Below are 15,078 nucleotides of genomic sequence, written 5' to 3'. Positions count from 1 at the left end.
GTTGGAATCGATGGCGATTCGTCGCGGCACGGCCCCGCTTCATGCCGCAACCTGTTGTTAACCATCGATGTTCGTCCTTTCTTATCCATTCCCTCCGACACTCCGATCCATCGCGGCAGCGACGTGGGACGGGAACCGGATCGCCTGCCTGATCGAGCCCATCGGAGCCAGTTGTGCGGGCGTCGCCGTGCAGCTACCCTTAGCGTGGTGGCATGATGCCGTTCGAGAAAATCGAGTAAAGCCTTCATGAAGGTCGTTGAACGCTACATCATGCGCCGCACTTTCGTGGTCTTTCTGGCAGCGCTGGTCTGGACGCTGGCCATCGTGTGGACCACGCAGGTGCTGGCCAAGATCGACCTGGTTACCGACAGCGGCCAGTCGTCGCTGACCTTCTTCGAGGTCGCCGCGCTCATTCTTCCCTCGATCGTTCCGATCGTCGTGCCTTTCGCGCTGGTGGTGGCGGTCGCACAGACACTCAGTGTCATGAATTCGGATTCCGAACTCGCCGTCGTCAACGCCGCCGGCGCATCGCGCTGGACGATCGTGCGGCCAATCATGCTTCTGGCCCTCGCGGCGAGCGTATTTTCCTTTGCGGTCGACAACGGCATAGACCCTTACGCACGGCAGAAGAACCGCGCTTTGGTGGCGCAATCGCGCGCCGATCTGTTGTCGCTGATCATCCAGGAGGGCACATTCCGCAAGATCGAGGACGGGCTGTTCCTGCAGATCGGCGAGCGGCTTCCGGACAATCGGCTGGGCGGTATCTTCGTCGCCGATTCGCGCGAGGAAGGCGTCAATCTCGTCTATTATGCCAAGACCGGCAGCGTCGTCGAACGGGGCGGCGAAAAGGTGCTGATGATGAATGACGGCGTCATCCACCGCAAAACGCTGACCGGCGACCTCAGTGTCATCCGATTCACCTCCTACGCTTTCGACATGTCGGCCTTCATGGCGGCGGCCTCCGAAGTGACGCTGATGCCGAAGGACCAGACCACCCAGTATCTGCTCAATCCAAGTCCCAACGACAAGAATTTCCAGCAGACCCCTCAGCAATACCGGGCCGAGATCGACCAACGATTTTCGGAATGGCTGTATTCCATGGTGTTCGCGCTGATCGCGCTGGCGGTCGCCGGGGACGCGCGCTCGCATCGCGAGGCACGCGTCAATCCTTTGATCACGGCCATCACCATATCCCTCTTCGTGCGCTGGCTGGGTTTCTTTGCCGCGAGCAAAGCCGATGAAGTGCCGGAATATGCCTACATGGTCTATGGCGTGCCCATAGTGGCTTCCGCGGTGGCGATCTGGTTCATCGTCTCCAACCGGACCATGGAACTGCCGGTGGCCTGGGCGGACTGGATGACAAATCTGGCCAGCCGCGTCGGCGACGGCTGGAACGCCCTCAAACTGCGCTGGTCCAGGCGCGGCACCTCAGGTCAGGGGATCGGCTGATGGGCTGGACGCTGGGTCGTTATTTCTTCTTCCGCTACGTGACGATCACGATCTGGTTCTTCCTGGGCCTGCTGGCGCTGGTGTTCCTGATCGATTTCACCGAGCTGTCCGGCCGCACCACCGGCCTGCCCGGCTTCACCTACGGAACGGCGGTGGCCATTTCAGGCCTTCGCATGCCGATGATCATGCTGCAGACCGTGCCGTTTGTCGGCCTGTTCTCGGCGATGGCGACACTGGTTTCGCTCAACCGCCGCTACGAACTGGTCATCGCGCGGTCCGCCGGTGTTTCCGCCTGGCAATTCCTTTTGCCATGCTGCATCGGCGCGTTGCTGTTCGGTCTTGTGTCGGTCGGGCTCATCAACCCGCTTGCCGCGCACGCCTTCTCCTTGTCCGAACAGATCGAAACCCAGTTGCGCTCCGGCAAATCAAATACGGTTTCGGCCGACGCCGCCCCCTGGATTCGTCAGAAGACCAGCACCGGCGACACCATCATCGGCGCACGGGCCATCCTCGACCAAGGCATGGAGATGGCCGACGCCGTCTTTTTCGTCCTCGACCAGCAAGGCAACATCGTCGAGCGCAAGGACGCCGCGCGCGCTTACCTGCGGGACGGATATTGGGAACTGCAGGATGTGAAGACCTTCAGGAACGGCATCATCCAGCCCGCTGCAAGCGATCGTGTGCCGACCAATCTGAAGCCTGAATTCGTGCAGGAGCGGCTGGCGCGCCCGGAGACCATCCCGTTCTACGATCTGCCCGGAAAAATCGAGGTTGCCCGTTCCTTCGGCCTCAAGGCAAATGCGTTTGCCATGCAGTTTGATTCGCTGGTGGCGTTGCCGTTCCTCCTCGTCGCCATGACGCTGATTGCGGCAACAGTTTCAATGCGATTTGCGAGGATGGGACAATCGGCAACGATGATTCTGGGTGGCGTCGTTGCCGGGTTTCTGCTTTATGTCGTTTCGGTGCTGGTGAAGGCATTCGGCGTGGCGGGGTTCGTGCCGACTGCCATAGCCGCCTCGGTGCCAGTCGTGGTAGCTATGTTCTTCGGGGTGACTTTCCTGCTATACAAGGAAGACGGCTAGTGAGGGAGGCGTTCTTGCCCAGCAGCAGGCAGGCCCATTTGGCGCGCCTTTATGCGGCGAGCGCCTTGGCGTGCCTGCTTGCCTGCGCCGTGCCGTTGCCCGCGTTCGCGCAGGAAGTCGGCAAGATGGCGACCAATGTTCCGTCCGGCTCGCAGATGTTGCTGGCGGCCGACACGCTGGTCTACAACAACGACAACCAGACGGTGACCGCCGTCGGTGGTGTGCAGATCGACTATGGCGGCAACCGCCTCGTCGCCCAGAAGGTCATATACGACCGCAACACCAAGCGGATGGTTGCCACCGGCAATGTTGAAATCGTCAACAGCGACGGCACCAAGATCAATTCGCAGCATATCGATATCACCGACGATTTCGCCGACGGTTTCGTCAACGCGCTGCGCGTCGAAACCATCGACAAGGCCTATTTCGCCGCTGAAAGCGCCGAGCGCATGGGCGGCGTGCTGACCACCTTCCACAATGGCGTCTATACCGCCTGCGAACCGTGCGAAGACAAGCCAGACAAGGCTCCGACCTGGCGCGTGAAAGCCAGGAAGATCATCTGGAATGGCGAGAAGAAGACGGTTCGCTTCGAGAATGCGAATTTCGAATTCTTCGGCTTTCCGCTCGCCTACCTGCCGGCTTTCGAGATCGCCGACCCGACGGTGAAGCGCAAGAGCGGCTTCCTGATCCCGGGCATCAGCTACAACAGCCATCTGGGATACAGCGTCAAGGTTCCCTATTATTTCGCGCTTTCGCCGACATATGACCTGACGGTGTCGGGAAGCGGTTATACCAAGCAGGGTTTCCTCGGCGAGGCCGAGTGGCGCCAGCGCTTCAACAATGGCCAATACAGTTTGAAGATCGCCGGAATTCAGCAGCGCGATCCGGACGCCTTCCTTGATACCACCGCTTTCCCGACCTCCGGTGGCCACAACGTCGATTCGGGAGCGGCAGGCGATCCGAACAAGTTCCGCGGCATGATGGGCACGCAGGGGCAGTTCGCCATCAACGAACGCTGGAATTTCGGCTGGGACGTGCTGCTGCAGACCGACAAGAATTTCTCCAACACCTACAACATCAACAAATACAACGCCGCCGTCCACCAGTCGTCGGTTTATTTGACTGGTCTCAACGGCCGTAACTATTTTGACGTGCGCGCCATGCACTTCGATGTGCAGGAAGACACGCCGAACGACAATGCGGCCGCGCGAAGCGGCCAGCAGCCCTGGGTGCTGCCGTCGCTCGACTACGCGTATATTCCTGACATGTCGGTCGCCGGCGGCCAACTGTCGCTCAATGTCAATACGCGAGTCATCCGCCGCGATGATCTCGACGAGACTTTCAACGTTCCTTACAACGCCGGCACGCCCGTGCAGCGCGTGCGCGGCATCGAAGGCGAATCCGGCCGCCTCACCACCGAGGCCGAATGGAAGCGGACTTTCGTGACCGACGACGGGCTGGTGCTGACACCGCTGCTGGCGCTGCAGGGCGACGTCGACTATCTCAATGCGTCATCGGGTTCGCTCGCCGCGGTCAACCATATGGCGGACAATCCGCTGATAAATGCCAACGACGATATGCGTTCGTCGTTCGCCCGCTACATGGCAACCGCCGGGCTCGAGATGCGTTGGCCACTGCTGTTTTCCATGGCCAGCGGCTCCAGCCACGTCGTCGAGCCGATGGCGCAGCTGTTCCTGCGTCCGAACGAACAATATGTCGGCGGCCTCGCCATTCCGAATGAAGACGCCCAGAGCATGGTGTTCGACGCGACCACCCTGTTCGAACGCGACAAATTCTCCGGTTATGACCGCATCGAAGGCGGCTCGCGCGCCAATGTCGGCTTCCGCTACTCCGGCTCCTATATCAACGGCTGGGGCACCAATGCCATTTTCGGCCAATCCTACCAGATCGGCGGCGAGAACTCCTTCGCCGCGCCGGATCTGGTCAATGTCGGCGCCTATTCGGGCCTTGAGGACACCAAGTCCGACTATGTCGGCCTGTTTGGCATCAGCAGCCCGAACGGGTTCGCGGCTTCCGTCAGCGGCCGCTTCGACGAACAGACTTTCGAGGTTCGCCGCGCCGAGGTAAAGGCAGCCTATTCAGGCCTGCCGGTGTCGCTCAGCGCCAAGTACGCTTTCATCCAGGCCCAGCCGCTCTACGGTTTCACGACCGATCGGCATGAGGTGACGCTCGGTGCGTCCACGCATCTTGCCGAAAACTGGCGCGTGTTCGGGACAGGGACCTATGATCTGCAGCAAAGCCTGCTGGTCAAGGATGGGGTCGGCTTCGCCTACAACGATTCCTGCTTCACCTATCTGATGACGTACTCGCAGTCGCGCGACCTGAACACCAGGGAAGTGACGCAGAGTATCGGCTTCAACCTGTCGTTCCGCACGCTCGGCGACTTCGGCTCGTCGACCACCGCGATCGACTCCATCCAGTAGCCGGCGAGACATCGTTTCGCCGCATAGGGCTGGCACGGATTCGCGCACCCGGAAGAGGACGAAATGGGCGGAACCGGGATAGAATTGGGATGCTAATGATGAGGAAATACCTCTTTTCAGCAGGGTTCGCGCTGCTTGTGGCGGCGACATCCGTGTCGATGACGATCATGACGCCGCCGGCTTTCGCCAGCGAGATCAAATACGTCGTCAACGACGTACCAGTCACGTCAGGCGATATCGCGCACCGCGCCGCCTTCCTGAAGCTGCAGCGCAAGAAAGGCGATGCCGCCCAGGAAATGATCGACCAGACGCTGCGCCTTGCCGAAGCCAGGCGGCTTGGCATACGCATCAGCGACGCTCAGGTCGAGGCGGCCTATCAGCGCTTTGCCACCAACAACAAGATGCAGCTCGGCCAGCTTGATGGCGTGATGGAAAAATCCGGCGTCGGCAAGGATCATTTCAAGGAATTCATCCGCGCCCAGATGGCCTGGAACCAGGCTTTGAGCGCGCGTTACCGTTCCGGTGAAGGCGGCAGCGTGACCGAGCAGGATGCGGTCAGGCGCATGCTCGACAAGGGCGGTGCCAAACCGAGCGCCACCGAGTACATGCTGCAGCAGGTCATCTTCGTCGTCCCGGCATCCGAACGCAGCGCGACGCTGGCCAAGCGCAAGCGCGAGGCCGATGCCATGCGCGCCCGCTTCAACGGCTGCAACACGACGCGCGAATTCGCCAAGGGCCTGATCGACGTCACCGTTCGCGATCTGGGCCGGGTGCTGGCGCCGCAATTGCCGCCGGACTGGGCCGAGCAGATTAAGGCGACCAAGGTCGGTGGAGCAACCACCACGCGCGAGACCGAGCGCGGCGTCGAGTTCATCGGCATCTGCTCGTCGCGCGAAGTGTCCGACGACAAGACGGCCCAGATGGTGTTCCAGAGCGAAGGCTCGAACGACAAGGCCGCCGACGATCTCAGCAAGAAATATGTCGACGAGCTGAAGGCGAAAGCCCGCATCGTCAAGCGCTGACGTGAAGAGCGCGATGACCGCGCTGGCGCTGAGCGTCGGCGATCCGTCCGGCATCGGCCCCGAAATTGCCATCGCCGCCTTCCTGGCGCGCGAGGCGGTCGGCCTGCCCGCCTTTTATCTTTTGGCCGATCCGGCGCTGATCGCCTCACGGGCAAGCCGGCTGGGCGTGTCGTTGCCGATCGTCGAGACGACACCGGCACAGGCGGCGCAGGCTTTCGCCCGCACCTTGCCGATCGTTCCACTGGCAGCCCAGTTCATCGACAGCCCCGGCCGGCCGGATCCGGCCAACGCGGCCGGAACCGTCGAGGCAATCGATCGCGCGGTCGCCGCCTGCCTTGCCGGTGACGCCGCCGCCGTGGTCACCTGCCCGATCGCCAAGAAGCCGCTCTACGATGCCGGTTTCCGCTTTCCCGGCCACACCGAATATCTGGCGCATCTGGCGACACGGCACAGTGGCGTCGAGGCAATGCCCGTCATGATGCTGGCCGGCCCGGACCTGCGCACGGTTCCCGTCACCATCCACATCGCCCTGGCGGAGGTGCCGAAGACCCTGACCACCGAACTGATCGTCGCGACCGCGCGCATCACCGCGGCCGACCTCGCCGGCCGCTTCGGCATCGCCAGGCCGAGGCTGGCCATTGCCGGCCTCAATCCGCATGCCGGCGAAGGCGGTTCGATGGGTCTGGAGGACGAACATATCGTGCGGCCGGCAGTCGACATCCTGCGCGCCGAGGGCATCGATGCTTTCGGCCCCCTGGCGGCCGACACGCTGTTCCATGCGCGGGCGCGGGCAGGCTACGATGCAGCGCTTTGCATGTATCACGACCAGGCGTTGATCCCGGCCAAGACGCTGGCCTTCGACGATGCCGTCAACGTCACGCTCGGCCTGCCCTTCATCCGCACGTCGCCGGACCATGGCACCGCCTTTGATATCGCCGGCAGGGGCACTGCACGACCGGACAGCCTGATCGCCGCATTGAAGCTCGCCAGAACGCTCGCCGACACCGACAAAAAGGCCGCGGCGGCATGAGCGATTCCGTTTGGGGTCCGAACGCATGAGCATCGACGGGCTGCCGCCGCTGCGCGATGTCATCGAGCGCCATGGGCTGCAGGCGAAAAAGGCGCTTGGCCAGAACTTCCTGCTCGACCTCAATTTGACCGGCAAGATCGCACGCAGCGCGGGCGACCTGACGAACACCGCGGTGATCGAGGTTGGGCCGGGACCTGGCGGCCTGACAAGAGCGCTGCTTTCCAACGGCGCCCTCCGGGTCGTCGCCATCGAGCGCGACGAGCGCTGCCTGGCGGCATTGGCCGAAGTCTCCGCTCACTATCCCGGCCGGCTGGAGGTGGTTTCCGGCGATGCGCTGAAAACCGACTTCGCCGCCCTCGCCTCCGCGGTCGCCGGAGCCAGCGGTCAGGTGCGCATCGTGGCCAATCTGCCGTACAACATCGGCACGGAACTGCTCGTCCGGTGGCTGACGGTCGTGGACTGGCCGCCCTTCTACGCCTCGATGACGCTGATGTTCCAGCGTGAGGTTGCCCAGCGCATCGTCGCCGAGCCCGGCAGCGACGCCTATGGCCGGCTTGGGGTGCTGGCCGGCTGGCGCACGAAGGCCAGGATCGCCTTCGACGTGCCTCCCCAGGCCTTCACGCCGCCGCCCAAGGTCACCTCTTCTGTGGTGCATCTGGAGCCGCGCCCGACGCCCCTGCCGGCTGACGTCAAGAAACTCGGCCGTGTCACCGAAGCCGCCTTCGGCCAACGCCGCAAGATGCTGCGGCAGAGTGTGAAAAGCCTCGGCGGCGAGGCCCTGCTGGAGCGTGCGGGCATCGATCCGACCCGCCGCGCCGAAACCCTCAGTGTCGAGGAATTTGTGCGGCTGACCAATGCGGCTTAGCGCCGGCAGCTCTGGAATCGCGACGATGCAGGCATAGATAGGCTGGCGAGCATGCCGGAGAAGCCAGATGCCTGCCTATATCATTTCCGATGTCACCATCCGCGACCACGAGGCATTCCAGACATACCGCTCGCGTGCCGCGGCTTCCATTGCCCACTATGGCGGGCGCTATCTCGTACGCGGCGGCCAGGTGGATACGCTGGAGGGCGAGTGGCATCCCACACCGCTGATCGTTGTCGAATTTCCTGACATTGAGCAGGCACGGCGCTGGTATGCATCCGCTGAGTATGCTGCAGCGCTGGATGTGCGCGACGCCGCGCTCAGCCGCCATCTGATCCTGGTCGACGGCATGACACACTGAAGCCAATCAGACGGTTTTCTCGTCCAGCAGCCCCGAGACGAAATCGAAGAGACCCGGCCGGCGGTCGCGCCGCAATCGTTCGGCGACGACGATGCCGCGCACCTCGGCGAAGGCGCGGTCGAGATCGTCATTGACGATGACGAAATCATATTCCTTCCAGTGCTCGATCTCGTTGCGGGCATTCTTCAGCCGCGTCTCGATCACCGCTTCCTGATCCTCGGCGCGGCGCTTCAGGCGGGCCTTCAATTCCTTCATCGACGGCGGCAGGATGAAGATCGAGACGATGTCGGCACGCATCTTCTCCTTCAACTGCTGGGCGCCTTGCCAGTCGATGTCGAACAGCATGTCGCGGCCCTGCGCCAGCGCCAGTTCCGCGGGTTCGCGCGGTGTCGCATAGCAATTGCCGTGCACCTCCGCCCACTCGAGCAGCGCATCTGAATCACGCAACCGTTCGAACTCGCGCATCGTGCGGAAATGGTAGTGAACACCCTCGATCTCCGAGCCGCGGCGCGGCCTGGTGGTGACCGAGACCGACAATTCGAGGCTGGAATCGCTTTCCAGGAGGTTGCGCGCGATCGTCGACTTGCCGGCACCGGATGGCGACGACAGGACGAGCATCAGCCCCCGGCGGCGGATGCGGGATCCCAAATCCCTGGGAACCATCGGTTCCTTGGCGACCATCGGCTACTCCAGATTCTGGACCTGTTCACGAAACTGGTCGACCACCGCCTTCAGCTCCAGTCCGATCGCGGTGACGGCCGCGGCATTCGACTTCGAACACAGCGTATTCGATTCGCGGTTAAATTCCTGTGCCAGAAAATCGAGCTTCCGGCCGACGGCACCGCCGCCCTCAAGCAGCGCCCGGCCAGATGCGACATGCGTTTTCAGCCGATCGATCTCTTCGCGAATATCAGCCTTGGTGGCGAGGAATGCCGCCTCCATGTGCAGGCGGCTCGCATCCAGATTGGCGGACGCGTCCATCAGAAGCCTGACCTGCTCGGCTATGCGTTCACGGATCGCCGCCGTCTCGCGGGACGGATCCGCCTCCGCGCGCAGCGTCAGTGCCTCGATGGCGTCGATGTGGGCGGACAGCAGCAAAGCCAGGGCCGCACCCTCGCTTTGCCGTGCCTGTTCGAGCCCTTTCAGCGCCACGTCGAGCGCGGCCATGATGGCGGTGTCGAGCACAGCGCGCGCCTCTTCGGTTTCCACGGTTTCGGGAATGTCGAGCACGCCACGCAGCGACAGCAGGCCGTCAGCGGTCGCGGGAGCAACGCCGAACTGTTCCTGCAGCCGCTTGGCGAGACCCGCAAGGTCCTTCAGAAACGCCTCGTTGACGACGGGTTGCGCCTGCGCGCCGGCGGCGCGGCCGATGGTCAGCGTCGCCTGGAAATTGCCGCGGGCGAAACGCTTCTGCAGCGTTTGCCTGACCGCCGGCTCCAGACGCTCGAAACCTTGCGGCAGCCGCAGCCGCACCTCGACGCTCTTGCCGTTGACGGATTTGACTTCCCAGGCGATCGAGGTGCCGTCGTGCTCGGCGACGGCACGCGCAAATCCGGTCATGCTCTGCAAATTCATGTCGCCTGCACATCCCTGGCGCATCACCCCGAAACCAGTTTCCGGACAGGGCAAGTGCTGCTTGAAAATAACCACGCCGTAGGTGCGTCGAAATCGGACGCGTGGCGTTCCTTCAAATGTCAGGCTGTCGCCTTCCAGGCAACGCCTTTCTTCGCCTACTGGGCATCGCCCGCATCGCCGCCGGCGTCGCCATTGTCGCCACCGGTGCTGCCGTCGGCAGGCTTGTCGGCAGCAGGCTTGTCGGCAGCAGGGTTGTCGGCAGCAGGCTTGTCGGCATTGCCGTTTGCACCAGCGGCAGCGGCGGCCTTGGCCGCGTCATCGGCCTGCTTCTTCTGCAACGCACGATAACGAGCGACGTTCTCATTGTGTTCGTCGAGCGTCGCCGCAAAGACGTGACCGCCCGTGCCGTCGGCGACGAAATAGAGATCGTCGGTCTTCGATGGATTGGCCACGGCCTCAAGCGCTGCGCGGCCCGGATTGGCAATGGGCGTCGGCGGCAGGCCGTTGATCATATAGGTATTGTAGGGCGTCTGCTTCTGGGTGTCCGACTGGTAGATCGGGCGGTCCGCGGGCTTTCCCTTGCCGCCGAACAGACCATAGATGATGGTCGGGTCGGATTGCAGCCGCATGCCCTTGGCCAGGCGGTTGAGGAAGACGGCGGCGACGCGCGAACGCTCGTCACCCTTGCCGGTTTCCTTCTCGACGATCGAGGCCAGCGTGACGAAGTCCTCGATATTGGCCAGTGGCAGGTCCGGCGCGCGCCGCTGCCAGACCTCGTCGACCAGCTTCTTCTGGTCGGCCACCAGCTTGTCGATCATCTGCTGGCGCGTCGCACCGCGCGTGAAGCGCAGCGTGTCGGTGGCAAGGCTGCCCTCGGGAGGCGTTGTCGCCGGCATGTCGCCGCTCAAGGCGGGTTCATCGGCGATACGCTGCAGAGCCTGCTCAACCGTCAGCCCTTCCGGAACGGTCAGCGAGTACATCACCGACTTGCCGCTTTTCAAAAGCTCCATGATGTCGCGCATGGATGCCCGGGGCTTGATCTCGTATTCGCCGGCCTTGAGCGCGGAATCGTTGCCGAAAGCACGCACGCCAAGGCGGAAGACGCGGGCGTCGCTGATCAGTCCACGGCGCTCGAGCTGGTCGGCGATGTCCTGGACGCCGGTGTTCGGCTTGACCAGGAAGGTGTCGCCATTGGCCGAGGGACCGGGTTCAGTGAACTCCTGCTTGCCGAAGTAAAGTGCCGCGCCCGCGGCCAGAACCATCAGCATCACCAGGGAGATGACGAAGTTCATGAACACGACGACCTGGCTGCGCGAAGCGCGCGAGCGCTTCGGCGGCGGCGTTCCGGCTTCCGGCCGCAAGGCTTCGCTGGCTGTCTTCGGCACGATCGGTCCGGTATCGTTCGCCGGCCGTTGCCCGACTTCTCCATTGCCCGCCGGATTTGTGTTCATCTCGCCCTACCGTTTGATCTCTCAACGAATCCCCCGCGGCAGAGTAGGGGCGAATATGGCAAAATTGACGACATGCCGAGGCATCGCCCGGCAGCCGGACGATCAGCCATTGTAGCGCTGGAACACAAGCGAAGCGTTTGTGCCGCCGAAGCCGAAGGAATTGGAGAGCGCCACGTCGATCTGGCGGGAGCGAGGCTTGTTCGGCACCAAGTCGATCGCGGTTTCGCGCTCCGGCTTGTCGAGATTGATGGTCGCCGGCGCGACATTGTCCCTGATCGCAAGGATCGAAAAGATCGCTTCGGCAGCACCAGCCGCGCCCAGGAGATGGCCGATCGACGACTTGGTCGACGACATCGAAATCTTCGACGCGGCATTGCCGACAAGCCGCTCGACAGCGCCGAGTTCGATCGTATCGGCCATGGTCGAGGTGCCATGCGCGTTGATGTAGTCGACATCGGCGGGCGCAAGCCTGGCCCGGTTCAACGCCGCGGTCATGCAACGGAAAGCGCCATCGCCGTCCTCGGCCGGTGCGGTGATGTGATAGGCGTCTCCGGTAAGGCCGTAGCCGGTCACCTCGGCATAAATCTTGGCGCCCCGCGCCTTGGCGTGCTCGAGTTCCTCCAGCACCACAACACCGGCGCCCTCGCCCATGACGAAGCCGTCGCGGTCACGGTCATAGGGACGCGACGCCGTTTGCGGCGTGTCATTTCGCTCGGTCGACAGCGCCCGGCAGGCGGCGAAACCGGCGATCGACAGCCTTGTCACCGGCGCCTCGGCGCCGCCGGCGAGCATGACATCGGCATCGCCCCACATGATCAGGCGGGCCGCATCGCCAATGGCGTGCGCGCCGGTCGAGCAGGCCGTGACCACGGCATGGTTCGGGCCTTTCAGCCCGTGCCGGATCGAAACCTGGCCGGAGACGAGATTGATGATCTGGCCGGGGATGAAGAAGGGGCTGATGCGGCGCGGACCGCGCTCCTTGAGGATTATCGCGTTCTCGGCAATGCCCTCGATGCCGCCAATGCCAGAACCGATGAGCACGCCTGTGGCGCATTGTTCTTCGTGTGTCTTGGGCTCCCAGCCGGAATCCTTCAGCGCTTCGTCGGCGGCGGCAATCCCATACAGGATGAAGTCGCCGATCTTGCGCAATTCCTTCGGCTCGAGCACGGCCTCGGGATTGAAGGTGGCATTGCTGCCGTCACCACGCGGAATGACGTGGGCGATCTTGCAGGCAAGATCGTCCACCTCGAACTCGGTGATGCGCTTGGCCGCGCTGCGGCCGGTCAGAAGTTCCTTCCAGCTGTGCTCGAAGCCCATGCCGAATGGCGACAACAACCCAAGGCCCGTGACGACGACACGCCTCATCGCAGGTCCTCCCCGGTGATGACTGCGGAAAGCTTCAGGCCGACGCCTTGTCGATGTACTTCACGGCATCGCCGACGGTCAGGATGGTCTCGGCCGCGTCGTCGGGAATTTCCACGCCGAACTCTTCTTCGAACGCCATGACGAGTTCGACCGTGTCGAGGCTGTCAGCGCCCAGATCATCGATGAAGCTCGCCTGCTCCGTCACTTTGTCGGCATCGACGCCAAGGTGCTCGATGACGATCTTCTTGACGCGCTCTGCGGTGTCACTCATTTGGGGCATCCTCGTCTTTTGTTTGTCTGTCTTCGTTAGCGGGCAGAATGCCGCTAATCAAGCTGAAAGATGGTCCTGCCGGAAACGCAACGGCTACGAACCGGTTTTTGCCCGAACCGCCGGGTTGCGGGCCGCATTACACGAAAAATGGCTGAGGTCCAAGGTGAAATGGTCTCTTTTCACAGGCCCGCCATATCCGTCAAATCATGGCCATACCGCCATTGACATGGATGGTCTGGCCGGTGACGTAGCCGGCTTCGTTGGAGGCGAGGTAGGCGACGGCGGACGCCACTTCAGCACCCGTGCCCATGCGGCGCGTCGGAATCGCCGCCATGATCGCCTCCTTCTGCTTGTCGTTGAGCTTGTCGGTCATCGCCGATTCGATGAAGCCCGGGGCGACGCAGTTGACGGTGATGTTGCGGGTGGCGATCTCCTGCGCCAGCGATTTGGAGAAGCCGATCATGCCGGCCTTTGAGGCGCAATAATTGGCCTGGCCGGGATTGCCGGTCACGCCGACCACGGAGGTGATGTTGATGATGCGGCCATGGCGGCGGCGCATCATCGGATGGGTGAGTTCGCGGGTCAGCCGGAAAACGGCGGTCAGGTTGACCTCGAGCACGGAGTCCCAATCGGCGTCCGACATGCGCACGAACAGGCCGTCCTTGGTGATGCCGGCATTGTTGACCAGTATGTCGACGCCTTCGAGTTCGGCCTCCGCCTTCTGGCCGAGCGCCTTGACTTCGTCGCGGTTCGACAGATTGGCCGGGAACAGCTTGACCCGATCGCCGAGTTCGCCCGCCAAAGTTTCCAGTTTCTCGATGCGGGTGCCGTGCAGGCCGACAATGGCGCCTTGCGCATGCAGCACGCGGGCAATCGCCTCGCCGATGCCTCCCGATGCGCCGGTGACGAGTGCCTTGCGGCCGGTCAGTTCGAACATTTTCGTCTCCTGATCTGAGAAAACACCCTTCACACGGGTGGGGTCAAATCGCCAGTGGATTATGCGAATGCGGCCAACGCGGCCTCGACATCGGCCGGCGTGCCGACGGCCGATGTCGCGATGTCGCGGTTGATGCGCCGTGCCAGGCCCGACAGCACCTTGCCGGCGCCGATCTCGTAAAGCGTCGTGACGCCATTGGCGCCGAACCATTCGACCGTTTCGCGCCAGCGCACGCGGCCGGTGATCTGCTCGACCAGGCGCCGGGCGACCTCGTCGGGGTCGCTGGTCGGGGTCACCGTGACGTTGGACACTACTGGCACCGCCGGCGCATGCTTCGTCACACCGGCGAGCGCGTCGCGCATGACATTGGCCGCCGGCGCCATCAGCGCCGAATGGAAGGGTGCCGAGACCTGCAGCATCAGCGCCCGCTTGGCGCCCTTTTCGGTGCACAGTTTCGCCGCCAGCTCGACCGCGGCCTTGGCGCCGGAAATGACCAGCTGGCCGCCGCCATTGTCGTTGGCGATCTGGCAGACATGGCCGGAGCCTTGCGCGGCCTCGGTGCAAGCCGCTTCGACATCCGCCTGCTCCAGTCCGATGATGGCCGCCATGGCGCCTTCGCCGGCCGGTACCGCTGCCTGCATGGCGTTGCCGCGAATGCGCAGCAACCGGGCCGCATCGGCGACGGAAACGAAACCGGCGGCGGCAAGGGCCGAATATTCGCCCAGCGAATGGCCGGCGACATAGGCGACCTTGTCCTTCAGCGAGAAACCGCGCGCTTCCAGCGCCCTGGTCGCCGCCAGCGAAACCGCCATCAGCGCCGGCTGCGCGTTGGCGGTCAACGTCAAGGTCTCTTCCGGACCTTCCCAGATCAGCTTCGACAGGTTTTCGCCGAGCGCGTCATCGACTTCCTGGAAAACCCTGCGTGCCTCGGGAAAGGTGTCGGCGAGATCCTTGCCCATGCCGACAGCCTGGCTGCCTTGTCCCGGAAAGGTGAATGCGACGGCCATGCGTGGGCTCCCGAAGACTGGTTTTACTTGCCGATAACACGAATTTTCCCTGCCTGTGGCGCAAGGCGGGCCGCCAAGTCAAGCCCGGTTCAACCCGGCCCCAGTTGCGAACCGTAGGCCGAGTGCCTGTTCCGAAAGGGCTTTTTGGCGATCACTCCTGATGAAAACCGCTCACGAATCGTTCGCTGGCTCTTCTTATTTCCGCCACAGGCGCTAGCT

General features: G+C 63.2%; 14 protein-coding genes. 7 read left to right on the top strand and 7 right to left on the bottom strand.

Going from position 1 to position 15,078, the window contains the following annotated elements; genetic code table 11:
• Nucleotides 1–246: 246 nt before the first annotated feature.
• From lptF to CK227_RS19280, 7 genes are all read left to right on the top strand, one after another.
• Entirely contained in the window at nt 247–1,449 is a 1,203-nt protein-coding gene (gene lptF / locus CK227_RS19310) for an LPS export ABC transporter permease LptF (RefSeq protein ID WP_095770668.1), read from the top strand.
• Nucleotides 1,446–2,531, top strand: coding sequence for an LPS export ABC transporter permease LptG (gene lptG, locus CK227_RS19305; RefSeq protein ID WP_179295932.1), 1,086 nt, complete (start codon nt 1,446–1,448; stop codon nt 2,529–2,531). The genes lptF and lptG overlap by 4 nt, the downstream gene beginning before the upstream one ends.
• Nucleotides 2,531–4,975: an LPS-assembly protein LptD gene (locus CK227_RS19300; RefSeq protein ID WP_179296324.1), complete on the top strand. Its 2,445-nt coding sequence runs from the start codon at nt 2,531–2,533 to the stop codon at nt 4,973–4,975. The genes lptG and CK227_RS19300 overlap by 1 nt, the downstream gene beginning before the upstream one ends.
• Before the next feature lie 89 nt (nt 4,976–5,064).
• Nucleotides 5,065–5,997 (top strand): peptidylprolyl isomerase, encoded by a 933-nt coding sequence (locus CK227_RS19295; RefSeq protein WP_179296325.1) that lies wholly within the window; start codon nt 5,065–5,067, stop codon nt 5,995–5,997.
• 13 nt (nt 5,998–6,010) lie between these two features.
• Nucleotides 6,011–7,027 carry a 4-hydroxythreonine-4-phosphate dehydrogenase PdxA gene (pdxA, locus tag CK227_RS19290; RefSeq protein WP_179296326.1) on the top strand — a complete coding sequence of 339 codons (1,017 nt, stop codon included), beginning with the start codon at nt 6,011–6,013 and terminating at the stop codon, nt 7,025–7,027.
• 25 nt (nt 7,028–7,052) lie between these two features.
• On the top strand, nt 7,053–7,892 hold the full coding sequence (gene rsmA / locus CK227_RS19285) for a 16S rRNA (adenine(1518)-N(6)/adenine(1519)-N(6))-dimethyltransferase RsmA (protein WP_095770671.1): 840 nt from the start codon (nt 7,053–7,055) through the stop codon (nt 7,890–7,892).
• A 67-nt stretch (nt 7,893–7,959) separates the two neighbouring features.
• Nucleotides 7,960–8,253, top strand: coding sequence for a DUF1330 domain-containing protein (locus tag CK227_RS19280; protein WP_095770672.1), 294 nt, complete (start codon nt 7,960–7,962; stop codon nt 8,251–8,253).
• Nucleotides 8,254–8,259: 6 nt separating this feature from the next.
• Here the strand turns inward: CK227_RS19280 and gmk are convergent, their stop codons facing one another.
• The 7 genes from gmk to fabD form a co-directional block, all read right to left on the bottom strand.
• Nucleotides 8,260–8,916, bottom strand: coding sequence for a guanylate kinase (gene gmk / locus CK227_RS19275; RefSeq protein WP_027053294.1), 657 nt, complete (start codon nt 8,914–8,916; stop codon nt 8,260–8,262).
• A gap of 21 nt (nt 8,917–8,937) precedes the next feature.
• The gene (locus CK227_RS19270; RefSeq protein ID WP_095770673.1) at nt 8,938–9,828 is read right to left on the bottom strand and encodes a YicC/YloC family endoribonuclease; all 891 of its coding nucleotides are present in this window, start codon (nt 9,826–9,828) and stop codon (nt 8,938–8,940) included.
• Nucleotides 9,829–9,983: 155 nt separating this feature from the next.
• Complete coding sequence (gene mltG, locus CK227_RS19265) at nt 9,984–11,279, bottom strand: endolytic transglycosylase MltG (RefSeq protein ID WP_095770674.1); 1,296 nt, start codon at nt 11,277–11,279, stop codon at nt 9,984–9,986.
• Between the two features lie 102 nt (nt 11,280–11,381).
• The gene (fabF, locus tag CK227_RS19260) at nt 11,382–12,644 is read right to left on the bottom strand and encodes a beta-ketoacyl-ACP synthase II (protein ID WP_095770675.1); all 1,263 of its coding nucleotides are present in this window, start codon (nt 12,642–12,644) and stop codon (nt 11,382–11,384) included.
• A 34-nt stretch (nt 12,645–12,678) separates the two neighbouring features.
• Nucleotides 12,679–12,915 (bottom strand): acyl carrier protein, encoded by a 237-nt coding sequence (locus CK227_RS19255; protein ID WP_006203723.1) that lies wholly within the window; start codon nt 12,913–12,915, stop codon nt 12,679–12,681.
• A gap of 199 nt (nt 12,916–13,114) precedes the next feature.
• Nucleotides 13,115–13,852 (bottom strand): 3-oxoacyl-[acyl-carrier-protein] reductase, encoded by a 738-nt coding sequence (gene fabG, locus CK227_RS19250; RefSeq protein WP_095770676.1) that lies wholly within the window; start codon nt 13,850–13,852, stop codon nt 13,115–13,117.
• Nucleotides 13,853–13,911: 59 nt separating this feature from the next.
• Complete coding sequence (gene fabD / locus CK227_RS19245; protein WP_095788284.1) at nt 13,912–14,859, bottom strand: ACP S-malonyltransferase; 948 nt, start codon at nt 14,857–14,859, stop codon at nt 13,912–13,914.
• Nucleotides 14,860–15,078: the final 219 nt, after the last annotated feature.

Origin of the sequence: Mesorhizobium sp. WSM4308 (assembly GCF_002294905.1) — a bacterium.
In the GTDB taxonomy this organism is placed as follows: domain Bacteria; phylum Pseudomonadota; class Alphaproteobacteria; order Rhizobiales; family Rhizobiaceae; genus Mesorhizobium.
Note: the sequence above shows the minus strand (reverse complement) of the source record. Positions and strands in the feature narration are given on the sequence as shown.